This window comes from Saccharibacillus sp. CPCC 101409 (assembly GCF_030518235.1).
Lineage (GTDB): Bacteria > Bacillota > Bacilli > Paenibacillales > Paenibacillaceae > Saccharibacillus.
In genome coordinates this window covers 255079-268405 of sequence record NZ_JAULSA010000002.1, presented here as the reverse complement: position 1 = coordinate 268405, position 13327 = coordinate 255079, and the positions used below count along the sequence as shown (strand labels likewise).

General features: G+C 57.8%; 11 protein-coding genes. 1 reads left to right on the top strand and 10 read right to left on the bottom strand.

Going from position 1 to position 13327, the window contains the following annotated elements:
* Positions 1 to 70: 70 nt before the first annotated feature.
* The 3 genes from QWJ34_RS05430 to QWJ34_RS05420 all read right to left on the bottom strand — a co-directional run bounded on the left by QWJ34_RS05430 (position 71) and on the right by QWJ34_RS05420 (position 3356).
* Positions 71 to 1813, bottom strand: coding sequence for a peptide ABC transporter substrate-binding protein (locus QWJ34_RS05430; RefSeq protein ID WP_302726055.1), 1743 nt, complete (start codon positions 1811 to 1813; stop codon positions 71 to 73).
* Positions 1814 to 2022: 209 nt separating this feature from the next.
* A complete protein-coding gene (locus tag QWJ34_RS05425; RefSeq protein ID WP_302726054.1) occupies positions 2023 to 2409 on the bottom strand; it encodes a DUF3397 domain-containing protein in 387 nt (128 codons plus the stop codon).
* 11 nt (positions 2410 to 2420) lie between these two features.
* Positions 2421 to 3356, bottom strand: a complete 936-nt coding sequence (locus tag QWJ34_RS05420; protein ID WP_302726053.1) for a ketopantoate reductase family protein — start codon at positions 3354 to 3356, stop codon at positions 2421 to 2423.
* Between the two features lie 229 nt (positions 3357 to 3585).
* Here QWJ34_RS05420 and QWJ34_RS05415 point away from each other — a divergent pair, with 229 nt between their 5' ends.
* Complete coding sequence (locus tag QWJ34_RS05415) at positions 3586 to 4665, top strand: hypothetical protein (RefSeq protein WP_302726052.1); 1080 nt, start codon at positions 3586 to 3588, stop codon at positions 4663 to 4665.
* A 23-nt stretch (positions 4666 to 4688) separates the two neighbouring features.
* On the opposite strand, the gene QWJ34_RS05410 is transcribed toward QWJ34_RS05415, so the two are convergent.
* The 7 genes from QWJ34_RS05410 to thiI all read right to left on the bottom strand — a co-directional run bounded on the left by QWJ34_RS05410 (position 4689) and on the right by thiI (position 13327).
* Positions 4689 to 5987, bottom strand: a complete 1299-nt coding sequence (locus QWJ34_RS05410) for an extracellular solute-binding protein (RefSeq protein WP_302726051.1) — start codon at positions 5985 to 5987, stop codon at positions 4689 to 4691.
* Positions 5988 to 6105: 118 nt separating this feature from the next.
* Positions 6106 to 7443: a PhoH family protein gene (locus tag QWJ34_RS05405; RefSeq protein WP_302726050.1), complete on the bottom strand. Its 1338-nt coding sequence runs from the start codon at positions 7441 to 7443 to the stop codon at positions 6106 to 6108.
* Positions 7444 to 7588: 145 nt separating this feature from the next.
* Complete coding sequence (locus tag QWJ34_RS05400) at positions 7589 to 8041, bottom strand: pyridoxamine 5'-phosphate oxidase family protein (RefSeq protein ID WP_302726049.1); 453 nt, start codon at positions 8039 to 8041, stop codon at positions 7589 to 7591.
* A gap of 88 nt (positions 8042 to 8129) precedes the next feature.
* A complete protein-coding gene (locus QWJ34_RS05395; RefSeq protein ID WP_302726048.1) occupies positions 8130 to 9290 on the bottom strand; it encodes an LCP family protein in 1161 nt (386 codons plus the stop codon).
* Between the two features lie 186 nt (positions 9291 to 9476).
* On the bottom strand, positions 9477 to 11318 hold the full coding sequence (typA, locus tag QWJ34_RS05390) for a translational GTPase TypA (protein WP_302726047.1): 1842 nt from the start codon (positions 11316 to 11318) through the stop codon (positions 9477 to 9479).
* Positions 11319 to 11455: 137 nt separating this feature from the next.
* A complete protein-coding gene (locus QWJ34_RS05385) occupies positions 11456 to 11968 on the bottom strand; it encodes a hypothetical protein (RefSeq protein ID WP_302726046.1) in 513 nt (170 codons plus the stop codon).
* A 132-nt stretch (positions 11969 to 12100) separates the two neighbouring features.
* Entirely contained in the window at positions 12101 to 13327 is a 1227-nt protein-coding gene (gene thiI / locus QWJ34_RS05380) for a tRNA uracil 4-sulfurtransferase ThiI (RefSeq protein ID WP_302726045.1), read from the bottom strand.

Sequence of the window (13327 nt, the reverse complement as noted above, 5' to 3'; positions counted from 1 at the left end):
CATTCAGGGGGCGTAACCTTACTTTTTGGCGTTGACAAGGTTAGGTGCTGCTTCTAACCGTAAACCGCTCTTAATGTTCTTCCAGGTAAGCGCGGGTGAAGTTGATCGCACCCGAGAAGTCTGTCGTTACACCTTTGAGGTAAGGTTTAGTCAGCGATGCTTGCGTGTAGTAGTACACAGGAATGATCGCCGTGTCTTCGCCGATCAGTTGTTTCTCGGCATCCGCCAGTTCCTGCATACGTTTAGCCGGATCGTTGCCGCCTTTGTAAGCTTCGGCGATCAGCTTGTCGTAGTTCTCGTTCGAGTAGAAAGCGGTGTTGTTGCCGCCGTCCGTTACGTACATGTCGAGGTAAGTCATCGGATCGTCATAGTCGGCAGACCAGCCTGCGCGAGCGATCTGATAGTTACCCGTTTTACGCGTTTCGAGGAATACCGACCATTCTTCGTTCTTTGTTTCGATCGTTACGCCCAGGTTCTTTTCCCACATGTCGGCTACGGCCAGGGCCAGCTTCTGGTGGTTTTCGCTGGTGTTGTACAGCAGGGTGATCGGAGGAAGCTTCGTGAGGCCTTCTTCTTTCATCCCTTCCGCCAGCAGCGTTTTAGCTTGTTCCACATCTTCCGTCAGGTATCCGCTGTCCGGATACATTTCGCGGAACGACTTATTGTCCAGACCGGCGATTGCCGTAGGCACGAAACCGTAAGCAGGAGTTTGTCCGGCTTTGGTTACATTGTCGATCAGCGATTGACGATCGATGGACATTGCGAAAGCTTTACGGATTTTTGCGTTGTCGAACGGTTTTTCTTTGTTGTTGAATTCATAGTAGTAAGTCGAAGCGATATCCGACAGTTTGAATTCGTCTTTGAGCTGATCGCTCAGAGGTTGAATTTGGTCGGTCGGGATTTCGCCCGTAGGAGCGCCGGCATAATCGATCTCGCCGCTTTGGTACGAAGCGGTTTCGGTTGCGCCGCTGTTTACGATCGAAGCCGTAACGTTGGTCAGCTTGATGCTGGCCGCATCCCAATATTGTTCGTTTTTCGTCCAGCCCATTTCGGAACCCGTAGTCCAGGTCGTCAGGGTGAACGGTCCGTTTGTCACCATTTTGCTTGCGTCCGTCGCCCATGCTTCGTCCGCTTCAACCGACGCTTGGTGCACCGGATAGTACGTGTAGAACGAAGTCAGTCCCAGGAAGTAAGGGGTCGGGTTGACCAGTGTAACTTCGAGCGTGTTTTCGTCGACCGCTTTAACGCCTACAGTCGAGAAATCCGAAGTTTTGCCGGTGTTGAAGTCTTCAGCGCCTTTGATGTAGTACAGCTGGTAAGCATATACCGGAGCCGGAGTTGTTTCCGGGCTCAGGACGCGCTGCCAGGCGTATACGAAATCGTTTGCCGTTACCGGGTCGCCGTTGCTCCATTTTGCGCCTTGACGCATATGGAACGTGTAAGTCAGGCCGTCTTCAGAAATGTCCCAGTTTTCGGCTGCGCCGCCTTCCGGATTTCCGTCGGCGTCGATCTTCGCCAGACCTTCATACATAAAGCGCAGTGCAGTGTTCGATTGGCTGTCTTGAGCTTGAGCAGGGTCGAGTGTCGGAGGTTCCGCACTGAGGTTCAAGTGCAGGGTTTGATCGGCTGCCAGATTGGCGTCCGTCGCATCGCCGGCCGGTTCGGTTGTAGTCCCCTTATCCGTGCCCGTCGTACCCTCTTCGGTCTTGCTACCCGTGTCTGTCGTCGTCTCTTTGGCGCTTCCGCAGCCTGCGAGAACCGTGCCGATTACGAGAATCAGCGTGAGAAGCATCATCCAGCTTTTCTTTTTCATCCTGCAGCTTTCCCCCTACTTAAAAAGATTAATTTTTTTATTGATTATACCCCTCACTGCAAAAAAAATCTATAACCTTTTTTCAGAATCTTACGCTTTTTTTCAAAAATCGCTGCTGTTTTGTCATATTTTCTATCTCAAAAGCCTATATTCCGAGGAAAAATCGAGTGAACTTACGTTTTTCAATTTGCATATGTATCACAGTCGTGTCAGCTATTCATTAAAAAAAGGATAAATCCGCCGATACCCAAAATCACGTAAAACGGAGCGAGAAACAAGAAAGCCAGCCGCCAGACTCCGCGAAGCAATCGCAGCGAATCGACGCGCCCGCGCTTGCGGTTCTGCGCGCTGCCGAGCAGTCCGGCCAGCAGCAATAGAAGCAGCAGCAGCAAATAAAATCCGAACGAGACCGAAAATACGTAGTTGAACAAAGCGGAAACGGAAAAAATCAGAAAAGGGGTCGTTCCGTCCATCGCCCGCCGGAAAGACAATCGTTTCGGTTGGCGGCGAAGCGCTCCGACGGCGTAAATCAGCACAAAAGGCACAAAAGGCAGTACACAGAGCGTAACAAGCACCGCGGAGATCGTTCCGAACATACAGTTCCCCCTTATTCGCGCATTCCCTGCACCAGACGAAGCAGCATGCCGCTGAGCGGCGCGTCCGCCCCGAAGCGCCGGGCCAGTTCGCAGACGCCTCCGCTGATCCACGGAGCTTCCGTTTCTCTGCCGGCGGAAACGTCCTCCAGCATCGACGAGCGGTTCGCCGCCGTCGCGCGGCAGACGCCGAGCACCTCTTCCCACCATCCGTCCGCTCCGGCAATGCCGGCCGCTGCATAAACGCGCGCAATCTCGTCGAACACGCCGCGCATCAGGGACAGACGTTCTTGCGAAGCGAGCAGGCCGCCGTTGGGAACGTTCCAGATCGCGGTAAGCGGATTGACAACAGCGTTGATCGCCAATTTCCGGTAAATGAGCGTCTCGATTTCATTCGACGCCGACATGGATAATCCTGCCTTTTCAAACAGTCTCGCCAAATTTTTCTCCGCTTCTCCTTCGATCCGCCTTCCCGGCATCCCGAACGAAGTAACGCCCCGGCCCGCATGAAACACGGAACGGTCCGAAAGTCTCCTCGCTCCCTCGGTCGTCAAGGCCGCATACACCGGGATTCCGGGCAGGGAAGCATCGAGGCGCTCCAGATGGCCTACGCCGTTTTGCAGACACAGCAGGCGATCGCCGGAGCGTATGCCCGCGCGAAGCGTATCGATCAGCTCGTCCGACAAATCTTTTTGTTTGACGGCAAGCAGAATCCATCGGTCCTGCGCTTCCGGCCGCGCAAACCCGGCAATCGGCCGGGCGGCGAATCGTTCCGGAGCGACGGTAAAAGAAGAGTTCTCTTCTCCCGTTTGCAGTTCGATTCCTTCCGCTTCAAGCCTGTCGGCCTGTCTGCCGCTTCGCGTATAGAGTTCGACCTCTCCCCCCGCCTTCGCCGCGTAAGCGGCAAACAGCAGGCCGAGCGATCCTCCCCCGATAACTCCGATCTTCATTCCGGTCCTCCTTTTGGCGGTGCCGCCCGCATGAAGCCGGTTTGCGGGCAAAACATACTGGCCTTATAATTTGGTTAAATGGATATCAAGAAGAAAAATGCGGCATTTCCATCAAGTACGAACAGATGCGAGGGAATTTATTTTAACATACCGACCAAGCTGCGCACATCCCGGACGCGAAACTTTCGCGGAAAAGCCGGAGTCTCAACGGAAAGCGGGGGAACGCTCCATGAAACGGTTATACGCCGGCCTGCTGGCGGCGGCGCTGGCGGTCTCGTACGGTTCCGACGCGGCCGGAGCTGCCGAAGCGGAAAACTGGACGCCCGAACAGCGGAAACTGCTCGAAGAAACGCTGTCTTTGAACGAACTTCAGCGCGATGTGGAACGCATCGCCGCGCAGCAGGAAACGCTAACGCAGCGGCGCAAACAGCTCGGCGAGGAGATCGACGCGCTCGAAGCGCGCATTGCCGAGAACCGCGAGCGGACGGACGGCGTCGTCCGCGCCCAGTATATGCAGCAGCAGCGCCCTTTGATCTATTCGCTGCTTGCTTCCAAATCGCTCGGAAGTTTTCTGCAGCTGTACAAGTATTACCAGCTGGCGATTCGCCACGACGAACAGCTGATCGGGGAATTCCGCGAAGATACGCAGAAGCTGCAAAGCCGGCGCGAGGAATTGAGCGCCAACTCCGCCAGGCTGGACGAAGTCAAACGGGGCATCGAACAGCAGCAGGCGCGCTTAAAGCGGCTTCGGGAAGATATCGATTCCGGCCTGCTTGCCAGCGGAGATCCCGAGAGCATGAGCCGCATGGCGGAAGAGCTGAACGCTTACTGGAACAATGTCGGATTGTACGAAGTGGACGAATATTTCGCGTCGCTGGCCGCGGCAAGCTCGTCTTTGCCCGACTTCCTGCAAAGCAGCGGCAAGATGAACGTCTCGGGCCTGGGCACGCGTTATACGATCGATCTGACCGACGCCGAGCTAAATGACTTTTTACGCTCGCAAAACGCCGACCTGGAAAACTTCGCTTTCACGTTCGAACAGGACCGGATCGTGGCGGAAGGCCGGCAGGACCGGCTGACGCTGCGGATCGAAGGCCGCTATACCCTGGAAACCGAGCCGCAGAACGCCGTGCTCTTCCATGTCGACCGGCTCGTCTTCAACGGCCTTGAACTGCCGGAATCGACCCGCCTGGAACTCGAAAGCAAATACGATCTGGGCTTCTATCCGCAGCAGGTGGCGCCTGTCGAAGTGACCGGAGTGGAAATGACGCCAGGCAGCCTGCGGATCAAGCTCAGGCTGGTCCTGTAACGCTTCAAACCCAAATCGGACAATCAAGGAAACAAAGCCTCCGTCAGGCCTTCGACATCGAGCTTCCCTTCATAAAACGATCCGAACGAGCGCGCCCAGGCATTTTGCCGGGCCGCTATTTTTTTGGATTCGGCCGCCGCGGCCGCGGCGCCGGCGGAATTGCGGCCGGAGTCGGCGTCCGGCAGCCAGCGCAGCAGCTCGGCGCGCTGGGAATCGTCGTATACGCCCCGCAGCGCGGACAGATGGCCGGTCAGCTCAAACCAGTCTTCCTGCGACTCGCCGCCCGTGATATAAGCGATCCAGAGCGAAGCTTCCCGCGCGTGCTGCGTATCGGCGGCGATCCCCAGGCTGCGCATAGCCGCCGTGCCGGCCGCGGCGGCCGGCAGCGGCGCCGTGCGAACGGCGGATCGCTCCGCCTTTTCCAGATTCGACAGCCTGTCGATCACCAGCGAAAGTTCGCCCGATTCCGCTTTGGCGAGCAGATTCGAATCTGTCGAATCGGCTACGTAAGTCCGCCCGCGCAGCCGGTCCGCTCGCTCGATCGCCTGCACCGTCGGCTCGTCGGCCCCGTCCGCAAACGTCGCGCCCCAGAGCGCGAGCAGCGCCGCGAACGCCCTGCCGTCGCCGCCCGGAAGTCCTATCAGGCTTCCGTCCGCGCTATCCGCCGCGGCCGTCTGCCGCGCTTCGGCCCCGGTCGCGCTTCCGGCTTCTTGTTCGGCCGGTTTACCCTCCAGCCCTTCTTCCCATTTCTCCCACGCTTCGTTTTCCGAGGGAAGAGCCCCCGCGTCGCTTGCGAACTTATCCGGGTTCCAGGCGGCGGCATAGGGATCGAGGTCGAGCGGCACCGCCCAGCGGTAGCCGTTCCATTCCACGGCCGAAGCCGGCAGGCCGAGCGAATCCGAAGCGGCCGCTCCGCCGCCGCCGTACAGATCGGCGGGCAGCAGCGAACCCGAAGCCGCGAGGCGGGCGACCCAGCCGCTGTCGAGCATCAGCACATCGGGCTCCCGGCCGGCGGCATACGCTTCTTTGTAAGCTTTGTATGCCCGCCCGGGCGGGATGTTTTTTAATTCGACTTTCGTTCCGGAGCGCTGTTCGTAGCGTTCGTTCAGCTGCTTCAGCGCCGCGAACTCGGACGGTTCCATCATCGTATACACTTCGATATCCCGCAGCGGCCGTTCCGCTTCCCTTCCCCCCGGCCCAGCCGAGCTGTGCCCCGGTTCCCCGGTGCGCTTCGGCGTCGACGCCTCCGGCAGCGAAGGCGACAGATTGATCAGGGCGAGCAGCAAGACGCCGAACAATACGAAAACATTTTTTCGCTTCAAGTCGGTCCCCTCCGTTTCCTGCTTTCCCCATTGTACCAAACGATTTTTTATCCAACCAAAAAAAGAATCCGGTAGCGAAAACCGGATTCTTTGTCTTTTGCTCGCATTTCCCCGCCGTCTACAGCAGATCCGCCGCAAGCTGCGCCAGCTTGGAACGCTCGCCTTTTTCCAGATGGATATGCCCGGCAAGCTTCTGCGATTTGAACTGTTCCACCACATAAGTCAGACCGTTGCTGGCCGCATCGAGATACGGATGGTCGATCTGTTCCGGATCGCCGACCAGCACCATCTTGCTGCCTTCGCCGGCGCGCGAGATAATCGTCTTGACCTCGTGTCTGGACAAATTCTGCGCTTCGTCGATAATAATAAACTGCGCCGGAATCGAACGGCCGCGGATGTACGTCAGCGCTTCGACCTGGATACTGCCCATGCCCATCAGGATTTTGTCGATATCGCCCGCGCTTTTCGTATCGAACAGAAATTCCAGATTGTCGTAGATCGGCTGCATCCAAGGACGCAGTTTTTCTTCTTTTTCGCCCGGCAGATAGCCGATGTCTTTGCCCATCGGGACGACGGGACGGGCTACAAGCAGCTTTTTGTACTTGTGTTCGTCTTCCACTTTCATCAGCCCCGCGGCCAGCGCGAGCAGCGTTTTGCCCGTTCCGGCTTTGCCGGTGATCGTCACGAGCGGAATATCGTCGGACAGCAGCAGTTCGAGCGCCATCCGCTGCTGCGCGTTCCGCGCGGCGATGCCCCAGACCGGGTCGTGCCCCTGGAACAGGGGTTCCAGCCGTCCGGCGTCGCCGTTCAGCTTGACGAGCGCCGATTTGCTGCCGCTTTCGTCTTTCAAAATCGCGAACTCGTTTGGATACAGCGCCTTCGCCTGCTCGCCCGCTTCGGCGGCGAACAGGTATTTGTCGCGGTAAAAGCTGTCGATCAGCCCGTCTTCCACCAGCAGCGGCGCGTAGCCCGGGTACAGCGCGTCCGGATCGGCGGCCCGGTCGGTCATGTAATCCTGGGCGAGCAGGCCGAGCACGTCCGCCTTCACCCGGACGAGCACGTCTTTGCTCACCATCACCACAAGGCGTTTTTCACCGACCGTAAGCCCTTCCTGATCTTTATGATAATTCAGCGCAACCGCGAGAATGCGATTGTCGTTGTTGATCTCGCCGAACATGTCTTTCATATTCTCGAAGCTGCGGTGGTTCAATTCGACCCGGAGCGTTCCGCCCGATTCCAGTTCGACTCCGTCGTGCAGATGTCCCCTTTCGCGCAGGGCGTCCAGCTCTCTCGATACGCTGCGGGCATTGCGGCCGATCTCGTCGGCCAGCCTTTTCTTCGAATCGATTTCTTCGAGCACGGCGGCCGGTATGACCACTTCGTGTTCCTGAAACGAAAAGATGGAACGGGGATCATGCAGCAGAACGTTCGTATCGAGCACAAAGATCTTTTTCACAAAAATCCCTCCCGAGTCTTAATGAACCGCGAAGCGCAACCTTTTATTCGGCGGATCCGCGTTCTGCGCCGCGCCGGCCGAATCTCCCCTCACCCCCTTTCAAGCGAAAAGCGAAAGAAAAACGAAAAAAGCCCGCGAGAATTCGCTAGGCTTTTTTCATGGCGCTCATAACCCGGCTGTCGAGCAGGTCGGCGGCGTCCCGGTCGAGCATGCGGGTATATTCGGGCGCGGAAGACAGATGCGCTCCGTAAAACAGGGCGTTGCGTACCGCTTCGACCTCCACGTCGAAACAGCACATTTTGAACGGAACGTCTTTGAGCGGGTCTTGAGCGACCCTCGCGGTTCCGTTGACGGCATAGACTTTCTCGCCTCCGAAGATCGTGATCGTCACCTTCGGGTTGCACATCATATTGCGAACCAGACGGGAGCGATGGTCGACCGCAAACCGGAGCGTTGACGGATTGACGGCGTAGATCCAGGAAACGGCCGTCGAAGTCGGCCCGTTCGTTTCGGCGTCGACTGTAGCGAGCAGGACGAACGTTTCGCCCTGCAGCTGCGTAAACAGGCTTTCGGTCATTTGCGTAACGGCTTCGGACATGGAAGGGCCTCCTATACGGCTTTGGATCGGAATATTCGAATGTCGCTTGCCTTGATACCCCGATTATATCACACCGGCAAAAGGCCGTTCAATTATTGCCCCCCGCGTCCGTTCCGGCTTTGTGTTTGCCCGCCATTTCGTCCTGCAAAGCCTGTTTGGCGGCGGCCAGCTCGTCGTCTTTAAGATAAACGAAGCCGGTTTTGCGGTCCCACGGGCCCGTCACCTGCATAAACTTTATATTTTCTTTGGGCAGATTCCAGTACGTGCGCGCCAGATTCATCACCTGTTTGTTCTCGATATCGGTATCCGTGTTGTCCGCCACCGCTTCGATCAGCGCGCCCGATTTGGTGATGGCGTTGAACGATTTCAGTTTGTCGAGCACCGAGCCGATCAGCTGCTGCTGGCGCTTGTTGCGCTCGATATCGCTGGATTCCTTCGTTTTGTTGTCCGCGCACAGATCTTTGCCGTCCATGGTGATCGTGTTGGTCGTATGCCGGTAGCGGGCATAGCCGAGCGCTTCTTCCCCGTCCAGCGTTTGCAGCCCTTTTTTGAGATCGATATTCGTGTTGTCGGCCTGCGTTTTGTAGCACATATCCATATCGACATCCACTTCGACTCCGCCGAGCGCGTCCACCACGTCTTTGAGCGTATTGAAATTGACGACCGTGACGTAATCGAGCGGAGTATTGAAATATTTGCCCAGCATCGTTTTCATTTCTTCTTTCGCGTCTTCGCCGCCTTTTTTCTGCTCGGCCAGAAAATGCGGGTAGTACGCGTTGATCTTCCGCACTTTGTAACCGTCCAGCAGAATCTGGCTGTCGCGCGGAATCGATACGACGGTCGCGGTATCCGTATCCGGATTCATCGCCGCGACCATGACCACGTCGGTCAGGTTGGTCCCTGTTTCCTGACGGAAGTCCGTGCCGAGCAGCGCCATGGCGATCGGCTGGCTGGCCGCCGACTTGGCCGGTTCCCCGGCCGTTCCGATCGCTTTCGACTTCTGATAAACCCAGCCCAGATAAGCGCCGATGCCGATAATCAACAGGACCAGCACGATTGCAAAAATAGTCCAGAACCGTTTGGCGCCGCTCTTTTTGCGCTTGGCGCCGGATTTGCGTCCACCGCCGCCCGCCGGCGGTCTTTGCGGAGCGGACGCCTGGGCGCGCCGGACTTCCCCGGAGCCCGCGCGGCTCGCGCCGCGTCCTCCTCCGGAACGCGGCGGAAGGCCGCCTCCTCTTGTACTGCTCATCATTCTCCAGCTCCTTCTCTTGTACAATCCGCTTGGCGTTTAGCCGGCAAAAATGAAACAGGGCCCGCGCGCCACCCTGGCGGCGGACCCTGTTCGCCGTACCGACGCGCATCTCTGTTTAAGACGCGGACGGAGCGGGAAAAGTTACCGTTTGACACTGTTTTGCCGAAATTGCGGGCCTGCGAATTACAGGTTGGCTTGAGCCTGCTTGCGCTGTTTCTCGGAGCGCTCGCGCTCGCCTTTATTCAATACTTTTTTGCGCAGACGCACGTTTTTCGGCGTGATCTCGCAGTACTCGTCGTCGTTCAGGTATTCCAGCGCTTGCTCCAGCGAGAACAGACGCGGCGTTTTCATTTTGACCGTATCGTCCTTCGTTGCGGAACGCACGTTGGTCAGCTGCTTTTCTTTACAGATATTGACGACGATGTCGTTGTCGCGCGTGTGCTCGCCGACGATCATGCCTTCGTACACTTCCGCGCCCGGTTCGACGAACAGCGTGCCGCGATCCTCGACGCCCAGGATGCCGTACAGCGTCGCGTTTCCGTGTTCCGTCGATACGAGTACGCCCTGGTGGCGTCCGCCGACCTGTCCGCCGATCAACGGTCCGTAGCTGTCGAACGCGTGGTTCATTACGCCGTAGCCGCGGGTCAGCGTCAGGAAATTCGTGCGGTAGCCGATCAGGCCGCGCGCCGGAATCAGGAATTCCAGACGAACTTGTCCGGTGCCGTTGTTGACCATATTGACCATTTCCGCTTTGCGCATGCCGAGGCTTTCCATAACGGCGCCCATGCTTTCTTCCGGCACATCGATCAGCAGGCGTTCGATCGGCTCCATTTTCTTGCCGTCGATCTCGCGCACGATAACCTCCGGTTTCGAAACTTGAAGCTCGTAACCTTCGCGGCGCATGTTCTCGATCAGAATGCCCAGGTGCAGCTCGCCGCGGCCCGATACGATAAACGCATCCGGGCTGTCGGTTTCTTCAACGCGCAGGCTGACGTCGGTTTCCAGCTCGTTGAACAGACGGTCGCGCAGCTTGCGGGAAGTGACCCATTTGCCTTCGCGGCCCGCGAACGGGCTGTTGTTGACGAGGAACGTCATTTGCAGCGTCGGCTCGTCGATCTTCAGGACCGGCAGAGCTTCCGGATTCTGCGGATCGGCGATCGTTTCGCCGATATTGATGTCCTTGATACCCGCGATGGCGATGATGTCGCCCGCGCCGGCCTGTTCGATCTCGACGCGCTTCAGGCCCTGGAAGCCGAACAGCTTCTCGATCCGGGCTTGCTTCATGCCGCCTTCGCGCGTCATGACCGCCACGGATTGACCCTGGCGAATAACGCCGCGGTTCACGCGGCCGATCGCGATACGGCCGAGGTACTCGTTATAGTCCATCAGCGTAACGAGGAATTGGAGCGGATCCACCGTGCTTTCCGTCGGGGACGGGATATGCTCGATGACCGTATCGTACATCGCCTTCATGTTGTCGTCCTGCTTCTCGGCGTCCAGGCTGGACGTGCCGTTCAGCGCGGAAGCGTAAACGACCGGGAAGTCCAGCTGGTGGTCGTTGGCGCCCAGTTCGATAAACAGGTCGAGCACTTCGTCGATGACTTCTGCCGGACGCGCGGCCGGACGGTCGATCTTGTTGACAACGACGATCGGAGTCAGGTTGTGCGCAAGCGCTTTGCCCAGTACGAAACGGGTCTGCGGCATGCAGCCTTCGTAAGCGTCGACGACCAGCAGTACGCCGTCGACCATCTTCATGATCCGTTCCACTTCGCCGCCGAAGTCGGCGTGTCCCGGTGTATCGACGATGTTGATCAGGTAATCTTTATAAGTAATCGCCGTATTTTTCGCCAGAATCGTAATGCCGCGTTCTCTTTCGAGATCGTTCGAGTCCATGGCGCGCTCCTGCACATGCTCGTGTTCGCGGAAAATGCCGGATTGCTGCAGCAGTTTATCGACCAGCGTCGTTTTACCGTGGTCGACGTGGGCGATAATCGCGATATTACGGATTTGTTCTCTCGAGTGCATGAATGGAATGTTCCCTTCTCTATTAAAAATGTTAAAAAACGGATGCTTGCTTTTCTCACAAAAGAAGCGTTCGACAACCCGCCGACGCTCCTCGATCCCTTCTATTATACACGATTTTCATGAAATTTCAATGTTTTTTACATTTTGCGCCAACCGCCGCCCGCGCCGGGCTTAACCGAAGGCCGGAACAGCAGCCACGCCCCGGCCAGAATCAGCAGCACGGAGAACGCATAAAGAAAAAACGGCCCCAACAGACTGAAAATAAACAGGACGACCGACAGCCCGATCAAGCCCAGCCCCGCGTAGCGGATACCCGGCAGCCGCGCCGGCGAAAACGCGGCATATTCGTACAGGCCGATGCCGGGACCGAGCACGAACGCCGGCCACAATACGCCGATCAGACCGAAGCCCCAGGTGTTGCAGAGCGAGAACATCAGCCCGTATACGGCCAGCGTTCCGCCGGGAACCAGCACCCAGGCGGGCAGAATGCGCGAAGCATACGCCAGATGCAGCGCCACGCCGGGAAGCAGGATCAGCAGCGGCCAGAAGACGCGTCCCAGAAAAGCGAATACGCCCCATTGTCCGAGCAGGATGATCAGGCCGGCGGCCAGAACAAAAATGCCGACGGCTTTTTGGTTATTGTTTGGCATCTCCACTTCTCCCTTGCGTAAATTTCACACGATCGGACTTTCGGCCGCGCGTCGAAACAGCGACCGACCTTTTCTTTTTATCGGCATAATCGGCGTTTTCATGCAGTCATTGCGTAAAATTCCGGCTTATATTCAAAACCAGTCTTCGTTGACGGAAACGGCGCCCGGACTTCGGGTGTCGCCCGCGTACAATTCGATCGTTTCCGTATTCGCGGCCGCTTCTTCGATCAGCCGCGTAAGATTCGGCGTAGTCGCTTCCACTTTGCCGACGATGCGCAGATTCGGATTGGTGGTAGGCGACTTGGGCACGAACAGCGTACAGCAGTCTTCGTACGGCAGCACCGAAATATCGTAGGTGCCGATTCGGCGCGATATCCGGATAATCTCTTCTTTGTCGGTCATGACCAGCGGACGCAGAATCGGCAGCTCGGTCGCCCGCTCGATCACGTTCATGCTCGGCAGCGTCTGGCTGGCCACCTGTCCGAGACTTTCGCCGGTGACGAGCGCCAGCGCTTTCTCGCGCTCCGCCACTTTGGTCGCGATGCGCAGCATGGCCCGGCGCATCAGCGTAATCATCAGGTTATCCTGCCCCATGCGGGTGAACGACGTCTGTACTTCGGTAAAAGGCACGATATGCAGCCGCACCTTCCCGGCGTAACCGGCCAGCACCCGGGCCAGATCGATCACCTTCTCTTTGGCCTGCTCGCTTGTAAACGGATAGCTGTGGAAGTGGATACATTCCACTTCCAGGCCGCGGCGCAGCGAAGACCAGCCCGCGACCGGGCTGTCGATGCCGCCCGAGAGCAGCAGCAGCGCTTTGCCGTTCGTGCCGAGCGGGAAACCGCCCGGGCCCGGAATCACTTCGCCGAACACGTAAGCCGCCTGATCGCGGATTTCGACTCTCAGCTCCAGTTCGGGATCGTGCATATCCACTTTGAGCAGCGGAAATTTTTTCAGCAGCGGCGAAGCGACGAGCGGATTGGTTTCCTGCGACGAATGCGGAAAGTCTTTCCAGACCCGGCGCACATTCGTTTTGAAAGTCGTTTCGCGCGTCAGCTCCATCGCTTCGACCAGTTCTTCCGCCGCTTTGACAATCTCGTCAAGTTCAGGCCGCACCGCGCGCACCGGGCTGAGCGACGTCATGCCGAACACGTTTTGCAGCACGGGAATCAATTCTTCGGCGCTCCCGCTGCCCGGATCGACATAAATCCGCCCGAACTCGCGCCGGATCTTGGCGTCCGGGTACGGACGCAGCAGCGCCCGCACATGCTCGACCGCCGCTTTTTCGAATCTGGCGCGGTTGCGCCCTTTTAGCGTAACTTCGCCGAAGCGAAGCAGTAAATAATCGGTTTTCTTCAT

Bases quoted from the DNA above. Each gene is read 5' to 3' on its own strand.
- QWJ34_RS05430 (WP_302726055.1), bottom strand. From the start codon at position 1,813: ATGAAAAAGAAAAGCTGGATGATGCTTCTCACGCTGATTCTCGTAATC.
- QWJ34_RS05425 (WP_302726054.1), bottom strand. From the start codon at position 2,409: ATGTTCGGAACGATCTCCGCGGTGCTTGTTACGCTCTGTGTACTGCCT.
- QWJ34_RS05420 (WP_302726053.1), bottom strand. From the start codon at position 3,356: ATGAAGATCGGAGTTATCGGGGGAGGATCGCTCGGCCTGCTGTTTGCC.
- QWJ34_RS05415 (WP_302726052.1), top strand. From the start codon at position 3,586: ATGAAACGGTTATACGCCGGCCTGCTGGCGGCGGCGCTGGCGGTCTCG.
- QWJ34_RS05400 (WP_302726049.1), bottom strand. From the start codon at position 8,041: ATGTCCGAAGCCGTTACGCAAATGACCGAAAGCCTGTTTACGCAGCTG.
- QWJ34_RS05395 (WP_302726048.1), bottom strand. From the start codon at position 9,290: ATGAGCAGTACAAGAGGAGGCGGCCTTCCGCCGCGTTCCGGAGGAGGA.
- typA (WP_302726047.1), bottom strand. From the start codon at position 11,318: ATGCACTCGAGAGAACAAATCCGTAATATCGCGATTATCGCCCACGTC.
- QWJ34_RS05385 (WP_302726046.1), bottom strand. From the start codon at position 11,968: ATGCCAAACAATAACCAAAAAGCCGTCGGCATTTTTGTTCTGGCCGCC.
- thiI (WP_302726045.1), bottom strand. From the start codon at position 13,327: ATGAAGAAAACCGATTATTTACTGCTTCGCTTCGGCGAAGTTACGCTA.